Source organism: Vagococcus sp. QWL-13 (assembly GCF_058683555.1).
The window spans coordinates 2,585,916-2,604,033 of record NZ_CM178746.1; the positions used below are offsets into that span (position 1 = coordinate 2,585,916).

The following is an 18,118-nucleotide window of genomic DNA, read 5'->3' on the forward strand; positions in this document are numbered from 1 at the left end:
AAAAATCGTCAATAAAAGCGCTTACTAATCGGTGTTTATTCAATATAATTATGTTAACTTCACTAAACAGTTCCTTGAATACACATTTTTACAATTCAAGTAAAGTTATATCTAATAGTTGACCTATTAACTAAATAAATTTGCAGCAAACCCAACTAATACGAATGCGTTTTCTTTGGTTGGTTTTATCAAATCAAGCTGGTATGACTGCACTTATCAACAAAAATCATGAGGTTCCATTTTGATGGGGGAATGCTTAAATGGATAAAAAGATGAGCAAATTTGGGAAGCATAAACATGAAGAGAAAATCTTATTCAAAAGAATAAAAAATCAAGCGGTGTTACATTCTAAATGGAGATATCCTCCACAAAAAATCCTTTGTTAGCTGTTTCAATCCACTCACTCTAAACAGAGTGAGACGACCATCAACACAAACAACAGGTGTTGCAAGCAATATTTCAATCCACTCACTCTAAACAGAGTGAGACTAACGATTTGGTCGGTAGTTATATTGTCAAGCCGATTTCAATCCACTCACTCTAAACAGAGTGAGACCCGATACAAGGCGGGTGGGTCCTAACTGTCAGAACGATTTCAATCCACTCACTCTAAACAGAGTGAGACTTTATTGACGAGCATAAAAAATATATGTGGGACGAATTTCAATCCACTCACTCTAAACAGAGTGAGACACGACATGGGGTAACGATTCGTTAGGTCGTCGCCAAATTTCAATCCACTCACTCTAAACAGAGTGAGACTGTATAAGCTAGATATTTCCGTTCTCTGTCCGCAAAATTTCAATCCACTCACTCTAAACAGAGTGAGACATGGCTACAAAATTATACGGTAGCGGAATTTTAAAATTTCAATCCACTCACTCTAAACAGAGTGAGACAAAGGTTTTGACGACTACACGCTTGATTTACAAGGATTTCAATCCACTCACTCTAAACAGAGTGAGACCGATACTCTTTCAATCCGTTCTTCCCAGTCATGAGATTTCAATCCACTCACTCTAAACAGAGTGAGACTGTTTTTAGTAAGGTATAATAAACTGATTTTGAAATTTCAATCCACTCACTCTAAACAGAGTGAGACTGTATAAGCTAGATATTTCCGTTCTCTGTCCGCAAAATTTCAATCCACTCACTCTAAACAGAGTGAGACATCAACGAGAAACTACATTGAGAGAGGTGAAAAAATATTTCAATCCACTCACTCTAAACAGAGTGAGACGGAAGACGAACACACTAAAGACGTGACGCTTGGAATTTCAATCCACTCACTCTAAACAGAGTGAGACCCACTCTCAAATAGCAGAGTAGCGTGTGTGTGCCGATTTCAATCCACTCACTCTAAACAGAGTGAGACGGAAGACGAACACACTAAAGACGTGACGCTTGGAATTTCAATCCACTCACTCTAAACAGAGTGAGACAATTTATTCAGACTTATGCCAAATAACGAATTAGAATTTCAATCCACTCACTCTAAACAGAGTGAGACATCTGTTAATCTCCATGTACCACCTAAATCATCAAATATTTCAATCCACTCACTCTAAACAGAGTGAGACTTTTAAAATTGTTGTTGAGACACATCATTTATACTATATTTCAATCCACTCACTCTAAACAGAGTGAGACTTTTCTGTCTTCCCATCATTTGTGCGAATGTATATTTCAATCCACTCACTCTAAACAGAGTGAGACATGGATATTAGATAATGTGGATATTAATATTTTGATTTCAATCCACTCACTCTAAACAGAGTGAGACCTGACGGAACATTCAACACTGACGTTAAAAGTTTTATTTCAATCCACTCACTCTAAACAGAGTGAGACTAGACTTATTTCAACTTTTATACAATATTTGATTATTTCAATCCACTCACTCTAAACAGAGTGAGACACCGCTTATTCTTTCCGATTGCAATATCCCAGAAAATTTCAATCCACTCACTCTAAACAGAGTGAGACGCGAAGCAATGGATTTACTGGTTAAAGGGATTGAAATTTCAATCCACTCACTCTAAACAGAGTGAGACGGGATAGTTTTTTAGAAGGTGCTCATAGGGTTTTAATTTCAATCCACTCACTCTAAACAGAGTGAGACATGGATATTAGATAATGTGGATATTAATATTTTGATTTCAATCCACTCACTCTAAACAGAGTGAGACGTTCTTGACAGACGTTCCTTTCGAAAAGCTGAATATTTCAATCCACTCACTCTAAACAGAGTGAGACGTCGCAACTTTTCCATTTCCTGTGGATGTTGGAATATTTCAATCCACTCACTCTAAACAGAGTGAGACTTTTAAAATTGTTGTTGAGACACATCATTTATACTATATTTCAATCCACTCACTCTAAACAGAGTGAGACTAAACTAGTACCGTTTGCTGTATAACTGGCCAGCGATTTCAATCCACTCACTCTAAACAGAGTGAGACGTTAAGAAATTTAGCGAATTAGACGATGCCACGAAATTTCAATCCACTCACTCTAAACAGAGTGAGACTGCTTGATGGATGGGCGTTGCTGTCTGTGTGGTGTATTTCAATCCACTCACTCTAAACAGAGTGAGACAAACGCAGCTGTAAAAGGCTTAGCAAACGTCATATTTCAATCCACTCACTCTAAACAGAGTGAGACGGAAACACCGCAATTTCTTTTTGATGAGTTAAATATTTCAATCCACTCACTCTAAACAGAGTGAGACTGGGAAACACCGCAATTTCTTTTTGATGAGTTAAATATTTCAATCCACTCACTCTAAACAGAGTGAGACGTTGCCGTTTTAATGCCGAGTATGGGCCGTAATCATTTCAATCCACTCACTCTAAACAGAGTGAGACCATTAAGCATACCTCTTACTCAAACTCAATCGATAATTTCAATCCACTCACTCTAAACAGAGTGAGACATCAAAAACAACGCCACACTGGAAGACTTGGACATTTCAATCCACTCACTCTAAACAGAGTGAGACACTCATCAGCTCAATATCTGTGTGGCTACCATCAATATTTCAATCCACTCACTCTAAACAGAGTGAGACATCACCTTATGAAAGGTGGTGTTAAAATGACTGAGATTTCAATCCACTCACTCTAAACAGAGTGAGACGAACCTGTATCCAACCCATCTGCCTCTATTCCAAGTATTTCAATCCACTCACTCTAAACAGAGTGAGACCGATTTCTAGATCCTCCAAATTTGTATCTATAAGAATTTCAATCCACTCACTCTAAACAGAGTGAGACTCTCAGCGTACCGAATTTGATGTAGTTGGAAGTAGATTTCAATCCACTCACTCTAAACAGAGTGAGACGCTATCCATAAAATCTAACCGTCGTTTTAATGTTATATTTCAATCCACTCACTCTAAACAGAGTGAGACACTTTCAGCAGAATTATAAATATCAATCTCTTGAATTTCAATCCACTCACTCTAAACAGAGTGAGACCGCCTATATGGCGGATGTTGTTATCAATCAAGAGGATTTCAATCCACTCACTCTAAACAGAGTGAGACTTTAGATAATGATGACGTAGCACTGGTTGCAGAATTTCAATCCACTCACTCTAAACAGAGTGAGACTTTCTTTCCTTTTGCAATTTCTTCCGCTATTTCCGATTTCAATCCACTCACTCTAAACAGAGTGAGACCCTCGTAAACGGATGTAAGACATCTTTCCCCTCCGATTTCAATCCACTCACTCTAAACAGAGTGAGACCCAATTTCTTTAATCTTTCATTAATATCTTCATTATTTCAATCCACTCACTCTAAACAGAGTGAGACATCTATTCATTATCTGGCAATAATGGAGTAGATATTTCAATCCACTCACTCTAAACAGAGTGAGACCGGAGCCGATTCCACTTTATAAAGTTAAAACTGATATTTCAATCCACTCACTCTAAACAGAGTGAGACAATTTAAAGAAATAGTCTTTGTTTTCGCCTTTTGATTTCAATCCACTCACTCTAAACAGAGTGAGACCCTTTAACTGCATCAGTAGCTGTTTTAGCAGGTCCTATTTCAATCCACTCACTCTAAACAGAGTGAGACATTTTTTCTCTAATCCAACGGGCTATCTTAGCTATTTCAATCCACTCACTCTAAACAGAGTGAGACTTTTAGGAGTAATGTTGTGGTACTCCCCATGTCTCTATTTCAATCCACTCACTCTAAACAGAGTGAGACAATTCAAACCGTTTAACGTAAGTTGTAACTCATTTCCATTTCAATCCACTCACTCTAAACAGAGTGAGACAACCTCCACTACTCAACAGCAGTGGAGGAAAATAAATTTCAATCCACTCACTCTAAACAGAGTGAGACCGGATGGCGCCTTAAAATAGCAATCAAGCGACAAGGATTTCAATCCACTCACTCTAAACAGAGTGAGACGATAGCCAAAGAAATATCCCCGTTCCCAAAAATATATTTCAATCCACTCACTCTAAACAGAGTGAGACGCGTTCCACCATCACTTTCTTATTCCAATCAAGTGATTTCAATCCACTCACTCTAAACAGAGTGAGACGCTAAAATTGCTTTTGACCATGAGAAACGTCTCCAATTTCAATCCACTCACTCTAAACAGAGTGAGACAATAACGAAATTATCAATATAGTAATTGAAAGACATTTCAATCCACTCACTCTAAACAGAGTGAGACATTTTTGATCCTTGTCACGTTGTGCTAAATGCGGATTTCAATCCACTCACTCTAAACAGAGTGAGACTGTCACAATAAAATATATCCACTGGATCTCCAGGATTTCAATCCACTCACTCTAAACAGAGTGAGACCCGAGTACATCACAAAGAACTTAAACAAAGATTTTAATATTTCAATCCACTCACTCTAAACAGAGTGAGACCTCTTGCAGATATAGAAGCAGCATCAGAACTAAAAGAATTTCAATCCACTCACTCTAAACAGAGTGAGACCACAGGGGCACACCAAGCATTTACGAGGTTTATATTTCAATCCACTCACTCTAAACAGAGTGAGACGCTGACCAGTGTATCTGATTTAAAAGTTTTGATTATTTCAATCCACTCACTCTAAACAGAGTGAGACACGCGGTAAATCAAGCATGACATCTCTCCCCTGTGATTTCAATCCACTCACTCTAAACAGAGTGAGACACCAACCACTACTTAATTTTGAGGATGTCCAAGCGATTTCAATCCACTCACTCTAAACAGAGTGAGACCTTCCCGGTAATTAAACTTGATAAATTCACAATTATGATTTCAATCCACTCACTCTAAACAGAGTGAGACCAAAAGAATCTTTTGGTGATGTCCATGAAATATTAATTTCAATCCACTCACTCTAAACAGAGTGAGACTGTTTTAGTCCACTTTTCTTTGTTATACTTAACTAATTTCAATCCACTCACTCTAAACAGAGTGAGACGGTCGTTATTTTTGTGATTGTAGCGGTGGCACATGATTTCAATCCACTCACTCTAAACAGAGTGAGACATCCTGCATCAGTTCATACACGTCTGATGATTCCAATTTCAATCCACTCACTCTAAACAGAGTGAGACCAACCATACAAGTGTTTTTGTTACACCGCCGAAAAATTTCAATCCACTCACTCTAAACAGAGTGAGACGAGGAAACCATCATCAGAATTGGTTTGATGACTAAATTTCAATCCACTCACTCTAAACAGAGTGAGACCACCTATATATATTCAAACGCCCGTAGCATTGTTATTTCAATCCACTCACTCTAAACAGAGTGAGACCTGTTATCATCTTCCGTTTAATTCCAATATCAATAGATTTCAATCCACTCACTCTAAACAGAGTGAGACGACTCTGTACTAGATAGTCAAACTGTTATTAATTCTATTTCAATCCACTCACTCTAAACAGAGTGAGACTTCAAGATATGAAAAGTAATCTTAGTAAGTCCGATATTTCAATCCACTCACTCTAAACAGAGTGAGACCCCACATTGATACCACTACTCACCAAAAGGTTGTATTTCAATCCACTCACTCTAAACAGAGTGAGACTTCTAGTATTTTCAACATTTGCGTATTAGTTTTATATTTCAATCCACTCACTCTAAACAGAGTGAGACCACTGCTCCCCTTCCAAATCACCCATCTCTTCTGAGATTTCAATCCACTCACTCTAAACAGAGTGAGACAGTATTAAATCAAAGAGTTATTCTTCATCTAAAAAAATTTCAATCCACTCACTCTAAACAGAGTGAGACTTGCCACGTTTTTAACCGTTCCTCCAATTATTTATTTCAATCCACTCACTCTAAACAGAGTGAGACTCAGTATGGACTTTCCATCTTTATCATGGGTTGATTTCAATCCACTCACTCTAAACAGAGTGAGACATTTCAACTTTAGGATTCGGTGATTAAGTCCTCTATTTCAATCCACTCACTCTAAACAGAGTGAGACGTCTTCTTGTTCTCTGACATCCAATCCCTCACTAGATTTCAATCCACTCACTCTAAACAGAGTGAGACTATCAATGAGATAGACAACCGTATCAAAATAGGGATTTCAATCCACTCACTCTAAACAGAGTGAGACCCTGCTCCAACCAATTCTGCTAGGATCGTACTGACTATTTCAATCCACTCACTCTAAACAGAGTGAGACTCTAAGGTTGTTTGTATCCGATTATTAAACAAACATTTCAATCCACTCACTCTAAACAGAGTGAGACAAAAACGACCTTGGATGTATACGCTCATATAACAGAATTTCAATCCACTCACTCTAAACAGAGTGAGACCGCAGATATATAATTGTGAAGTGTTTTTTAGTTATATTTCAATCCACTCACTCTAAACAGAGTGAGACAAGTTCCAATTGATACCCTGTTTTCTGATACAGTATTTCAATCCACTCACTCTAAACAGAGTGAGACAAATGTATAATTATTCTAGACCATGAATAAGGTATTTCAATCCACTCACTCTAAACAGAGTGAGACTCACTGGCATTATGTATCGTCACTGTTTCTTCTATTTCAATCCACTCACTCTAAACAGAGTGAGACTCTGATATTGCCATCTATTTCCTCCTTTCTTCTGAATTTCAATCCACTCACTCTAAACAGAGTGAGACAATAAAACAAAAATGTAAGGTCGGTTATCATCTTTTATTTCAATCCACTCACTCTAAACAGAGTGAGACTGTTTGTAAGCAATTCATTTACAGCATACGAAATAAATTTCAATCCACTCACTCTAAACAGAGTGAGACTCTCGTGTTTCTTTATCGACTTCACTAGAGTCTTTTATTTCAATCCACTCACTCTAAACAGAGTGAGACTTTGATAACAGATCTGCTAGTATTAGCCATTTTTAATTTCAATCCACTCACTCTAAACAGAGTGAGACAATTTGGAGTAACGGAAATGTAAATTGGCTCGGAGATTTCAATCCACTCACTCTAAACAGAGTGAGACTCGATGTCTTTGCAACCGGTGGAACTATTGAGGCTATATTTCAATCCACTCACTCTAAACAGAGTGAGACATGATAAAGCTAAAAAGGCGTTATTGGAAAAGCTATTTCAATCCACTCACTCTAAACAGAGTGAGACTTTATTAGGTGTTGCTAAAATACTTGGCATTGTCATTTCAATCCACTCACTCTAAACAGAGTGAGACATGAGGAGCAACTTTAATCGGTTGCTCTTTTTATTTATTTCAATCCACTCACTCTAAACAGAGTGAGACTGCTTTGTAGTCAGACAAACGGCCACCCATCACAATTTCAATCCACTCACTCTAAACAGAGTGAGACAGTTGAGATTTGGACATATCAGAAGTCGGTTATCAATTTCAATCCACTCACTCTAAACAGAGTGAGACTAGAAGTAATTAAACATCAGGGTTTATCTAAAGGGATTTCAATCCACTCACTCTAAACAGAGTGAGACTGTAACACCGAATGGGAGGATCTGACAATTGATATTTCAATCCACTCACTCTAAACAGAGTGAGACTTTAACGATTTCCCCACCGGCTTGCGATGGGGGATTTCAATCCACTCACTCTAAACAGAGTGAGACCTCCAAATTGGGGGGCAGTGATAGGCAGTCAAGATTTCAATCCACTCACTCTAAACAGAGTGAGACAAACCGGACTGTGGAAATATGAATAAGTTGTTAATTTCAATCCACTCACTCTAAACAGAGTGAGACAGCGTGAAGAATATGGCAAGTTAACAACTAAGCTTATTTCAATCCACTCACTCTAAACAGAGTGAGACAGGAGAATATCCGTTTATTGTCAAAAAGATGGAGAATTTCAATCCACTCACTCTAAACAGAGTGAGACGTTATCATCAAACACCATCTTATAAATAATTTGATATTTCAATCCACTCACTCTAAACAGAGTGAGACACGTTACGATGGGCGGTGTGTAAATGTTTAAGAATTTCAATCCACTCACTCTAAACAGAGTGAGACCTCTTGGCAACTCAACCCCCCCTCTCATGTGCGATTTCAATCCACTCACTCTAAACAGAGTGAGACAAGAAGCGGTAGAAATAGAATTATAGGAGGCAAATTTCAATCCACTCACTCTAAACAGAGTGAGACAGTATCAAGTTTATCAAACTGATATCACTGGTGAGATTTCAATCCACTCACTCTAAACAGAGTGAGACCAATATTTGGCATCACCAGCGATAACGAGGACGATTTCAATCCACTCACTCTAAACAGAGTGAGACGCCCTGACCGAACGAAGTGAGCAGTTGCTAGACTATTTCAATCCACTCACTCTAAACAGAGTGAGACAAATAAATGTGCTTGCACACCATCTGTTTTTTCATATTTCAATCCACTCACTCTAAACAGAGTGAGACTGAAATCACTGATTTAAGAATTGATCAAAAAAATATTTCAATCCACTCACTCTAAACAGAGTGAGACATTTTTATTACGCCATTTTGCTTTAAAATCAAAATTTCAATCCACTCACTCTAAACAGAGTGAGACTAAGGTTTTCAGGTTTTGTCTACTTTTTCATAAATATTTCAATCCACTCACTCTAAACAGAGTGAGACTGCGAAAATCCAAACTTATCATACACATTTACTTAATAAGCCTTAATTCTCGCCGCTTTTCTCTTAAAAAATAATAATTCAATGAGAGAAAAGGTAAATATTACTATTTACAGCTAAATTTTTGGTGCGAATCCTCCTATAAAAACATGTGAACTTAGCATTCGCACTCAGAACATTAATGTTCCTTCCACATTAAAAGAATCCTTAATACCAAAATGTTCAATTTTATTGCGGTAATTTTTTCCCAAAATATAAAAACGCAGACTATCTTTCTCCTCATCAATGATTTCTCTTAAATCGATTTTTAATTGTGCCAAAGTAGCTCCGTCGCAGACACACTCAAAAACGGAATTTTGTACTCTTTGCCCATGATCCAGACACTTCTTTGCGACTTTTCTCAATCTTTTAACACCGCCATCAGAGCTAGTTGCCACATCATAAGTGATTAACACAAACATTTCCTCTCACCTACTTCCACAAAAACGGTGGGTATTCATCCAAATCGCCACGAATATATCTGGCCAATAATAAAGCCTGCACATATGGGACAAGCCCCCAACTGATTTTTTCTCCTAAAAAAGGATGCTGAATTTTCTGTTGTTTCTTTTCCTGCCAAGCATTGATGAAAATTTTCCGGGTGTCATCGTTCATGATTACCGCCCCATTTTCTTTTAGAAGGAACCCTTTACCATTCACAACTCTTTTGTTGATTAAAGTCAATACAAAACGATCAGCATAAACTGCCCGGAGTTCTTCAATCATATCCAACGCCAATGACGCTCTTCCCGGCCTATCTCTGTGCAAAAAGCCGACATAAGCATCCAATCCAACAGCTTCAATGGCAGAAGCCATATCATTTGTAAGCAAAGTATATGCAAAAGACAACATAGCATTCACATTATCCAGCGGAGGACGTCGGTTGCGGCCGTAAAAATAAAAATCATTTTTTTGCTGTAAAATCATATCATCAAAGATTAGGTTATACCTTGAGGCAGATTGCCCTTCAAACCCGCGCAAACTTTCTAAATCTTCAGTTTCACGAATAAACTGTAAATTTTCGAATAAATCTGAACTGACTTCTTTAAACTTAGACACATCTACCCGCAGTTCATGATCCCGCGTGGTCCGCTCTATCACCCACCGCTGATTATAAACTTTTCCTGTTATAAAATTGCGTGCAATCAAGGAACTGGCGGTCTCATCATCTGAGAGACGATATTGCTTTTTTCTTAAAACCACATTGCCCTTACTCTCACCGACCACTCGTGCCCGAAATTTTCCGGTAGTTGATAAAAAAACGATGGAAATATTACGTTGTGCGCAAGCATACATTAACGCAGGGCTGGCTCCCGCATAACCTAACGTCACCACCTGTTCCAAATTATGAAGGGGGACTCGACCTAAAACTTCATCCTCTTTGTTTACCAAAATATTGGCACCTTCCAACGAAAGATAGGCTTTAGGCGTTGTCACAAACAATGTATTCAGCAATGCTCTCATTTTTTCAATGCCCCCTCAATATAACTTTTGACTGATTGTTTATTCATCAAAACCGGCAGACATTCATCTTTCAGCGAACAATTCAAACAAAATTTCCCAGTTTTGACTTTAGGTGTATAACGCCGTAGATAGTATTGATGCATCTCCGCTAGAATTTTTTTCAGCTGTTCACGATGTTCCTGGGTAAAACAAATTTTCTCACGATGTTTGGTTTCGTTATAGTAAACAAAGCCTTCTGTAATTTCACAAACCAGCATTTCCTCCAGACACATCGCCTGTGCCAGTAACTGCATCATATCAGAGGTATCCCATTTCGGCTTGCCCCGTTTATACTCCACCGGACAGACCCGGTAAGTTTCTGGAGAATTTTTTAAAGTAATACCATTTGGATCCCGCACAAATTCCACAACATCACAAATCCCAGTGATACCGAGGGAATAAGACTGCACCGGCATCCCGCGAACGATTAGCTTCTCTCTTCGCTTTTCCCTTATAAAAGGCTGGTCAACTTTTTTATGCAAGTCTTGACCTTCCACCGTCAGCACATTTTCTGTCCATTGCTGTTCAATGTGGATCAAGGCCCATTGTCTCCGGCAAAAAACAAAATGCTGGATACCGGAAATCATCAAAAAATCATCTTCACTATAGACCATCAATAATCTCGACTGCCAACCCTGGCAATTCTTGGACTTCGATAGTAAAGTCCTCAATAGATTTCGGATTAGTGATGCCCTCTTTCAAATCGATTTCAACAGAACGATGAACTTTCGCTGACGAGTATTGCCCCATTTTCGAAGAATGCTCCCACCAATAGACTTTATTCACTTCCATTGAACCATCAGGTCGAGCAGAGGAACTGTCATTTTCAAATAGACTGATTAGCGCTTCTTTGATTAATTGGCTGTCTTCCACCGTAAAGCCGGTCTTTTCGGCTAGCTGAACATTGATACTGCCGCTAAATGTATACAAGCCATAGTCAACAAAATGTTTCATCCCCATCGTATCAGAACCTTTTTTATCTCCTGTCACCGAGTTTACACTTTTAGTAATTTGCATACTATTGATATCGATTTGATTCACGCTAGTTGCGGTCCTGATGGAAACTGGTCCCCGGACACCTACCGACAAATCGATTCCTTTAAAAGCAAAGACTTGCCCGAAAGCCCGAACGTCGATCCAAGTTTTTGCAGCCGCTTTAGCGTAAGCATCAGCATCTTTGGCTTTATCTTTAGCAATTTTATTTAATTCTTCCACGCTGTCCGCACGGTCTTTTAAACTTTTAAACCCGTCGTCCGTCCGATCATTGGATTGTACAAAAATCGCCTGCCCTAAATCTTGCAGTCTATTGCGGATTTTTCGTTTCAAACACACATCTGAAACTTCGCCGAATCCCGCAAAATTTTGTCGTGGTCTGTTGCCATTCAACGGATCTCCGTTAGGATTGGCATTTGTTACAGAAAAAACAACTTTAAAATCAATTTTGTGATCTAGTACGCTCATTAGTCTTGCTCCTCTGTCTTTTTATTTTTTGTATAAATATCCTGACGTTGGCTGTAATAGCCAATCAGGTACTTGCCGTTTAACATCTTATCGTTAAAATCATCGTCATCGAACCGTTGCGCTATTTCATCTAAAATCTTTTCATAATAAACGCTTTTGCCCCCTAATCTAGCCTGATAAGGCAGCAGGTTTTCTTGAATGATTTTCCATGTGCTCATTGGATGCTGACTAAATGCTGTCATATAACGTTTAGCATTGGTCGTTCGACTTTCGTTTTGACTAGCCAGCGCACTTCTTTCTAAAACATCTGCCACTGCTAACATCCGGCCGAATAAGTAATTCCGGTCTGTACTTTCCTTGTTTAACGCCATGTCTATTGCCTCCCCATTTCTTTGTTGAAAATATTTCCGCACCATACTGCAAGTGATTGTCAGCGTCCGTTCCCATTCCCATTCTTCCATTCCTTGCGGCTTGGACGAGCGATTGACAAGTAGTTGGACGATATCTCTAGGAACTGGTCTACCTTCTACGATGGACGGTAATAATCGGGACATAGTATTTTTGATAATCTCATCGCTTGCCTGCGAACCATAAGCAGCTTTTGCTATGTCTCGATTCGTGGGTGCCCCATAGTAAAAAGTCATTTCCTTATTCTCATTACGCCGGTAAGCGTGACGCCAACTGCAGGATTCATGCCAGTGTTTAATCCGCTCCAAATATAAATCTGCTTCAAAATTCTGATAGTAAACAATAGACATTCTGCCAGGGGTTGCTGCATCTAAAACCAAAATCGATACCCGTTCATCAGTGTCTAAATTATGCTGATATCCATCTATAGCTTGTCTGAATTGTTTAGCAAACACACTATGGGTGTCATCTGTAACTTCTTTTTGAGTCACCGGTTCAATATTAAATTGATCCAGCAGTGAGTCCATAGGGTCAGGTATCTCTACAGTTTTTTTCCCCCATGTTAAAAATACCCGGCCATCAATTGTTTGTGCCTGTTTGGTAATTAGCCACTTCAATGCATTGTGGGCTTTTTGCGATGTATCATACCCTACGGTTGCCACCTGATCCTTTGATGAAAAACGTCCTCTAAACGTATAACCTGAGCTGTCATTCCCTGAAATTATTTTTGCCATATCGCCCCCATAACGGATTTTAGAGGCATGCTTATCTGTGAGCGGCTGGCTTATTCCAGTAATGTAGCACAATCCGGACTCCTCTATTTTGTCTTGATAAAAATTGACAAAGGATTGGAACATCTGCGGGTCTTCCCAAGCTTTCAGCGTTTGATACTCCAAATCAAAAATACTGAAACGTACAAATGCACTGAACTGGTCACCTGCTAAAACTTTAAAAATTTCGGGTTTTTCCTTGCCTTCCACCTGATGTTCTTTGGTCCATTTAGGTATCAGCTCTCCGTTTTTTTCATGTAAAACACCTTGATCTATCAAGTCTTTAATCAAGTGTCCTTCTTGCAGATATTTATAAATCGCATGAATCGTCCGATTGTCCTTATCATATTCGCACCACTCTTTTAATTGAGCCAAATAGGTCTGATAAGGCGTTGAATTTTTTCTTATCTTGCCTCCATACTCCGCAAAATCTCCTGCCACATACATCAACTTGTCATGCAGCGGATGAGGCACAGGACCACTAGATCGAGTCGAAGAATCAATCGTGCAAGGGATAATCGTATTTCCCTGCTCTTTAGGAATCACTTCCGCTGCGATAAAATTCCCCTGAAAATCTAAATTCACCTCAATCTGTGCAGTCTGATACACATGACTCACGGGCAGCAAAGCATAGTCAGTACCAAATCTGCTTTTCTTGACTTTGCCGGCCTGATCGCTATTTTCTTCATAAGTTTCGTATAAATCAAGCATCCACCCCATTGACTCACCCTCTTTCAATTTCTTTATGATACAGTTCATCAACAGACTCAAAAGATGTGGGAGAAAATTCTTTTGCGCTCATTTTTTTCAAGGATCTTTCAATCGGGCATTCGTCTGGAGAGATAAAAGAAATGTATCCTTTATCCATCACCGGTTGCCACAGTCTTGCCTTCAACTCATCTTCACCTGTTTCGCTGGGATACCCAAAGCTGTGGAAGACAGTTCCAAAGTGAAGTTCTCCAATATAGTCATCATAAAACCCTTGTCCTGATCCAAATTCGCAAGGCTCTACATAGGCTTGGCATTCCCTAGTACCTAAAAAGATGTCTCGCCGCCCCCCCGCTTTCAAGGAACGTTTTAAAATTTCGTAATGCTTGTGTTCATTGTGATCCTGTTTCAAGTCTGGACGATAAGGATTGAAAATAAAATGAGCTTTCACTTGGTACTTCACATCTCTGAGATAGCTGTAAATCGCCAGATTGGGTTTAGAATTATCTGTATAATCCATGGGACGAATTCCCTTTGATTCCATTTGAATCGGATTCATGACTCTCAGCTCATCTACTACCATCAAAATACTGGGCTTCCAGTATATGGATTCTACAATACCCTTCAAAGCTTGATATGTAGGTATTTGATAAGAATTTTTCTCCCCGCCCATCCGCGTGATTGGATCAGTGAATAAAGCATAATCCCCAGTCAACTCAAAACTGATTTGATTTCTGATCTTTGTCAAACTTTTTCCTCCTTTATACTCAAATTATCCAAGAAAATATGTGAGATGAGTTATGGAGGAATAATAATTTTCAATTTCCTCCACAACCACTCTAATGACTAACATTTATTTTCTTTTGGATTAATATTTTTAACACATTTAATTACATCTTCCTTAAAGACTATTTAACGCCTGCTCAACAACGCGACCAATTTGCGACAACGATGACACGAAATTAACAAACCTTCCTCTCTGTAAAATTTTAATTCTAAAAGCATAACTTTCTGGTTCAATTAATTGATAGCCACTGTCTTGACCGTTCCTTTCAGATAAGTAGTTGTCATCAAGGACGATAACAACTCGTGGGATGCTATACTTTTTGGCTAAATCGTACTCATACTCCGTATAGCTGATTCCTGTTTTTTTATCGATGCTCCCATATCTTGAACCAATTATAATCAGTACCATGTCCACTTGTTTCAACTCATTTTCAATAAGCCGTGTAATCTCCAAATCTTCAGAGACTTTCCACTCCAGATTGATTGGGAGATGACCTCTTTTTATAATTGCCAGCATCGCCTGCTCTCTTTCTTCTTTTAGATCGAAAGTTGAGCTCAGTAAAATCCTCTTGATTTCGTTCAAAGATTGTTTCACACCCCTATACAATATCCAACTTTCTAAATAAATATAGTCATCTTCCTACCAACTCTAAACTAATTTCGAGTAAATGGAACGCTGATTCAAGTATCCCATAAATCTCGTATTAATTCAAGCTATAAAATAAGAAGTAGTACAATTAACCTTGTTCTTTTTTTTAACAGATTAATATGTTAAAATTTAAACTGGTCTCTTCAAAATAATGAAGAGTGGATTGAAATGAGTATATGGAAAATATCGTTTTAGCAGACCAACCAGTTAATCAATCGTTCTGATTGACTGGTTGGTTTTTTCCTATTAAATGCTTAGCATTCCCATTTTGCCGTCTCCCTCAAGGTTGACCCCATAAACTTTGTCATAAGCCCTTTCCGACAAATAATAACCATCTCCCTTATAAAGAGGAAGTAACAATCCATTCTGACTTAAAACTCTAATCTCTTGGTCAAAAAGATTAACGCTATACTGCTGGGCTCTCTTTAACAACTTTGTCAACTCTGATACTTCGGGGTCACTATTCAGCAAGGCGATGATGTCATCCCCTTCCTCATCATAAGGCACGAGTACGGATGTTGTTTGATTGTCAATCACTCTAAAATACTTGCCGATTGTTTTCATGCTTGAAGTTAAAAACAGCGGATAGTTTATGCCTTTATCCTGCAGCAAGGCACTTCTTAAAAATTTGTTTGGACCTAATAAATCAAACAGGTTAGCTTCGATTTCATTGATAAAATAATTAGTGTCTGTTTGAAACTCTGCATAATATTCTTGAAAATACCGTTTCATTACAGCAGGTCCCAGCAAATCAAAGGTTTCTGTTCCTCCTTCTTTTTCCTGAATATTTTTCAATGTGCTGAATAATTTCTTAGTAATTGCTGCCCCACGTTTGATTTCCAGTAGTTTATCCGTATTCTCTAATTCATGGCTGACATTGATGACATAAACTTCTTTGATTGGTTCACTGCCGTGACGATTGCAGCGTCCGGCGGCTTGTGCGATTGAGTCCAATCCCGCCAAAGACCGGATCACATGATCAAAACTGATGTCCACACCCGCCTCAATCAATTGACTGCTGATACAGATGACGGGCTGATTATTTTTCATAAGCTCAATCATTTTTTCCAGTTGTTTTTTGCGGTGTTTAGGACACATACTGGTGCTCAAATGATAAACTGCTGCATTTGATGTGTTTTCTGAAACCAACTGTTTGTATACTTCTCTGACCGCTTTCTTTGTATTTAGGACCACTAACAGACTTTTGGCATTTATCATTATTTTTTGAGAAAATTCGACTATATCAGCTTGTCCCCAAGCTGTATTCTGAGTTTTGTCAACAACCTGAACGCGCTTAAATGCTTCCACTACTTTGGGCAGTTGTTGAACGATTTCAGATTTCTCCGCCAGCTCTAAACCATTCGTCACATAATCCAATGCCGGTTGAGTAGCGGTACAAAGCAGCAAACTTGTCCGCCCATAATTTTTTAAAAAATTAACCGATTCATTAAATAATGATAAACATTTAATCGGTACTGCCTGCACTTCATCAAAAATTATCGTTGCATTGGCTAAATTATGCAGCCGCCTCACATTTCGGGTCCCCCTACTGTAAAAAATATTCAGGTATTGAACCATTGTGGTTAAAATAATCGGCACATCCCAGTTATCTTTGGCCAACTTTAAATTAAAATGATCCTCCTGAAAATTCGACTCAAATTCTTGGAAGGAAAAATCATCTTCAATCACATTGGAATGATGTTCCAAGAGATACTTATCTCCAATAATGTCTCGAATGACTTGGGCATTTTGTTCAATTATTGTCGTAAACGGCACGACGTAAATAATACGCTCTTTCTTATATTTTTTGGCATGCTGTAAAGCATAACGCAGGCTCGCTAAAGTCTTTCCCCCGCCGGTCGGAATCGACAGCTGATAAATCCCTGAAGGTCTGGACGCAAACTCAAGCGCTTGTTGCGACATTTTTTGACGCAGTACATTTATCCGGCTTTGTTTTGCAGTGTTTTGTTCAAAACTGGATAAAAGATGTTCTAATGCAGTTAGAGAATCTGAAAAGAACCGGCTTCGATCCCAGGTTTGATCTTCTGTATCCTCTTCAAAAAGTCGGGTATTCGTTCGATCTGCATCAATTAAGCAACTAAAAAGATACTTCGTCAGTAAATCAATATCCCGTAAAAAACTTGCGGCATCCCGCCCGTGGGTTTTACTTTCATTGATGAAATTATGCAATTCTTCCATTGCCTTGGCACAGTAATTCTGTAATTCTTTTTCAGATAAAACCTCGCTCAAAAAGCGTTCCTTGGCTTTTTCAAATTCGGGAAGTTCCTTCTCGTACACCCGCCGATAGTAAGGAGTTTCCAAACTTACCGGGGAGATATAATCGTTCAGTCCGCCGTGATGGGATATAATTACATTGCCAATGATTTCAGCAAGCATTTTTTCTGTGGGAGAGTTGCTGAGAAACTCCGATAAAAGTCTTCCTCCAGCAGTGGAGTGGTCCACAGTCCCCCTTTTGGACAAATCATCTGGATGTGCCACTGCATCCCTTAAATACTCTTGAAATTCATCACTATATTTGCCGCAATCATGTAACACACCTGCCAATCCTGCTAAATGCCCCACCCCCAACTTGCTTCCTGATTCTTCAGATAGCGCTTTCACTTCTAACAAATGATTTCTCACAAGTTGAGCTGCACCATCTTTTCTTCTGATATGTGCCATATATCTCATCTATATACCG

General features: G+C 38.8%; 8 protein-coding genes and 1 CRISPR repeat array. All 8 genes read right to left on the reverse strand.

Annotation, left to right across the window (positions count from 1 at the left end; all coding sequences use genetic code 11):
* Positions 1 to 388 precede the first annotated feature (388 nt).
* Positions 389 to 9,096: a CRISPR direct-repeat array (repeat unit 33 nt; unit sequence ATTTCAATCCACTCACTCTAAACAGAGTGAGAC).
* 167 nt (positions 9,097 to 9,263) lie between these two features.
* The 8 genes from cas2 to cas3 all read right to left on the reverse strand — a co-directional run bounded on the left by cas2 (position 9,264) and on the right by cas3 (position 18,108).
* Positions 9,264 to 9,554 carry a CRISPR-associated endonuclease Cas2 gene (gene cas2 / locus AC4PHI_RS12230; RefSeq protein ID WP_492200106.1) on the reverse strand — a complete coding sequence of 97 codons (291 nt, stop codon included), beginning with the start codon at positions 9,552 to 9,554 and terminating at the stop codon, positions 9,264 to 9,266.
* Between the two features lie 10 nt (positions 9,555 to 9,564).
* Positions 9,565 to 10,596 (reverse strand): type I-C CRISPR-associated endonuclease Cas1c, encoded by a 1,032-nt coding sequence (gene cas1c / locus AC4PHI_RS12235; RefSeq protein WP_492200107.1) that lies wholly within the window; start codon positions 10,594 to 10,596, stop codon positions 9,565 to 9,567.
* Positions 10,593 to 11,249, reverse strand: a complete 657-nt coding sequence (gene cas4 / locus AC4PHI_RS12240) for a CRISPR-associated protein Cas4 (protein WP_492200108.1) — start codon at positions 11,247 to 11,249, stop codon at positions 10,593 to 10,595. The genes cas1c and cas4 overlap by 4 nt, the downstream gene beginning before the upstream one ends.
* Positions 11,239 to 12,096 (reverse strand): type I-C CRISPR-associated protein Cas7/Csd2, encoded by an 858-nt coding sequence (cas7c, locus tag AC4PHI_RS12245; protein ID WP_492200109.1) that lies wholly within the window; start codon positions 12,094 to 12,096, stop codon positions 11,239 to 11,241. Before cas7c ends, cas4 begins: the two co-directional genes overlap by 11 nt.
* On the reverse strand, positions 12,096 to 13,994 hold the full coding sequence (gene cas8c, locus AC4PHI_RS12250; RefSeq protein WP_492200110.1) for a type I-C CRISPR-associated protein Cas8c/Csd1: 1,899 nt from the start codon (positions 13,992 to 13,994) through the stop codon (positions 12,096 to 12,098). The genes cas7c and cas8c overlap by 1 nt, the downstream gene beginning before the upstream one ends.
* Positions 13,995 to 13,998: 4 nt before the next feature.
* A complete protein-coding gene (gene cas5c / locus AC4PHI_RS12255; RefSeq protein WP_492201600.1) occupies positions 13,999 to 14,721 on the reverse strand; it encodes a type I-C CRISPR-associated protein Cas5c in 723 nt (240 codons plus the stop codon).
* Positions 14,722 to 14,883: 162 nt separating this feature from the next.
* Positions 14,884 to 15,351 (reverse strand): DUF4062 domain-containing protein, encoded by a 468-nt coding sequence (locus AC4PHI_RS12260; protein WP_492200111.1) that lies wholly within the window; start codon positions 15,349 to 15,351, stop codon positions 14,884 to 14,886.
* A 312-nt stretch (positions 15,352 to 15,663) separates the two neighbouring features.
* Positions 15,664 to 18,108: a CRISPR-associated helicase Cas3' gene (gene cas3 / locus AC4PHI_RS12265; RefSeq protein ID WP_492200112.1), complete on the reverse strand. Its 2,445-nt coding sequence runs from the start codon at positions 18,106 to 18,108 to the stop codon at positions 15,664 to 15,666.
* Positions 18,109 to 18,118: the final 10 nt, after the last annotated feature.

What these genes read in the sequence shown, in the direction of transcription:
- cas3 (WP_492200112.1), bottom strand. Translation starts at nt 18,108, where the DNA reads ATGAGATATATGGCACATATCAGAAGAAAAGATGGTGCAGCTCAACTT.
- cas2 (WP_492200106.1), bottom strand. Translation starts at nt 9,554, where the DNA reads ATGTTTGTGTTAATCACTTATGATGTGGCAACTAGCTCTGATGGCGGT.
- cas7c (WP_492200109.1), bottom strand. Translation starts at nt 12,096, where the DNA reads ATGAGCGTACTAGATCACAAAATTGATTTTAAAGTTGTTTTTTCTGTA.
- cas1c (WP_492200107.1), bottom strand. Translation starts at nt 10,596, where the DNA reads ATGAGAGCATTGCTGAATACATTGTTTGTGACAACGCCTAAAGCCTAT.
- cas8c (WP_492200110.1), bottom strand. Translation starts at nt 13,994, where the DNA reads ATGGGGTGGATGCTTGATTTATACGAAACTTATGAAGAAAATAGCGAT.
- cas4 (WP_492200108.1), bottom strand. Translation starts at nt 11,249, where the DNA reads ATGGTCTATAGTGAAGATGATTTTTTGATGATTTCCGGTATCCAGCAT.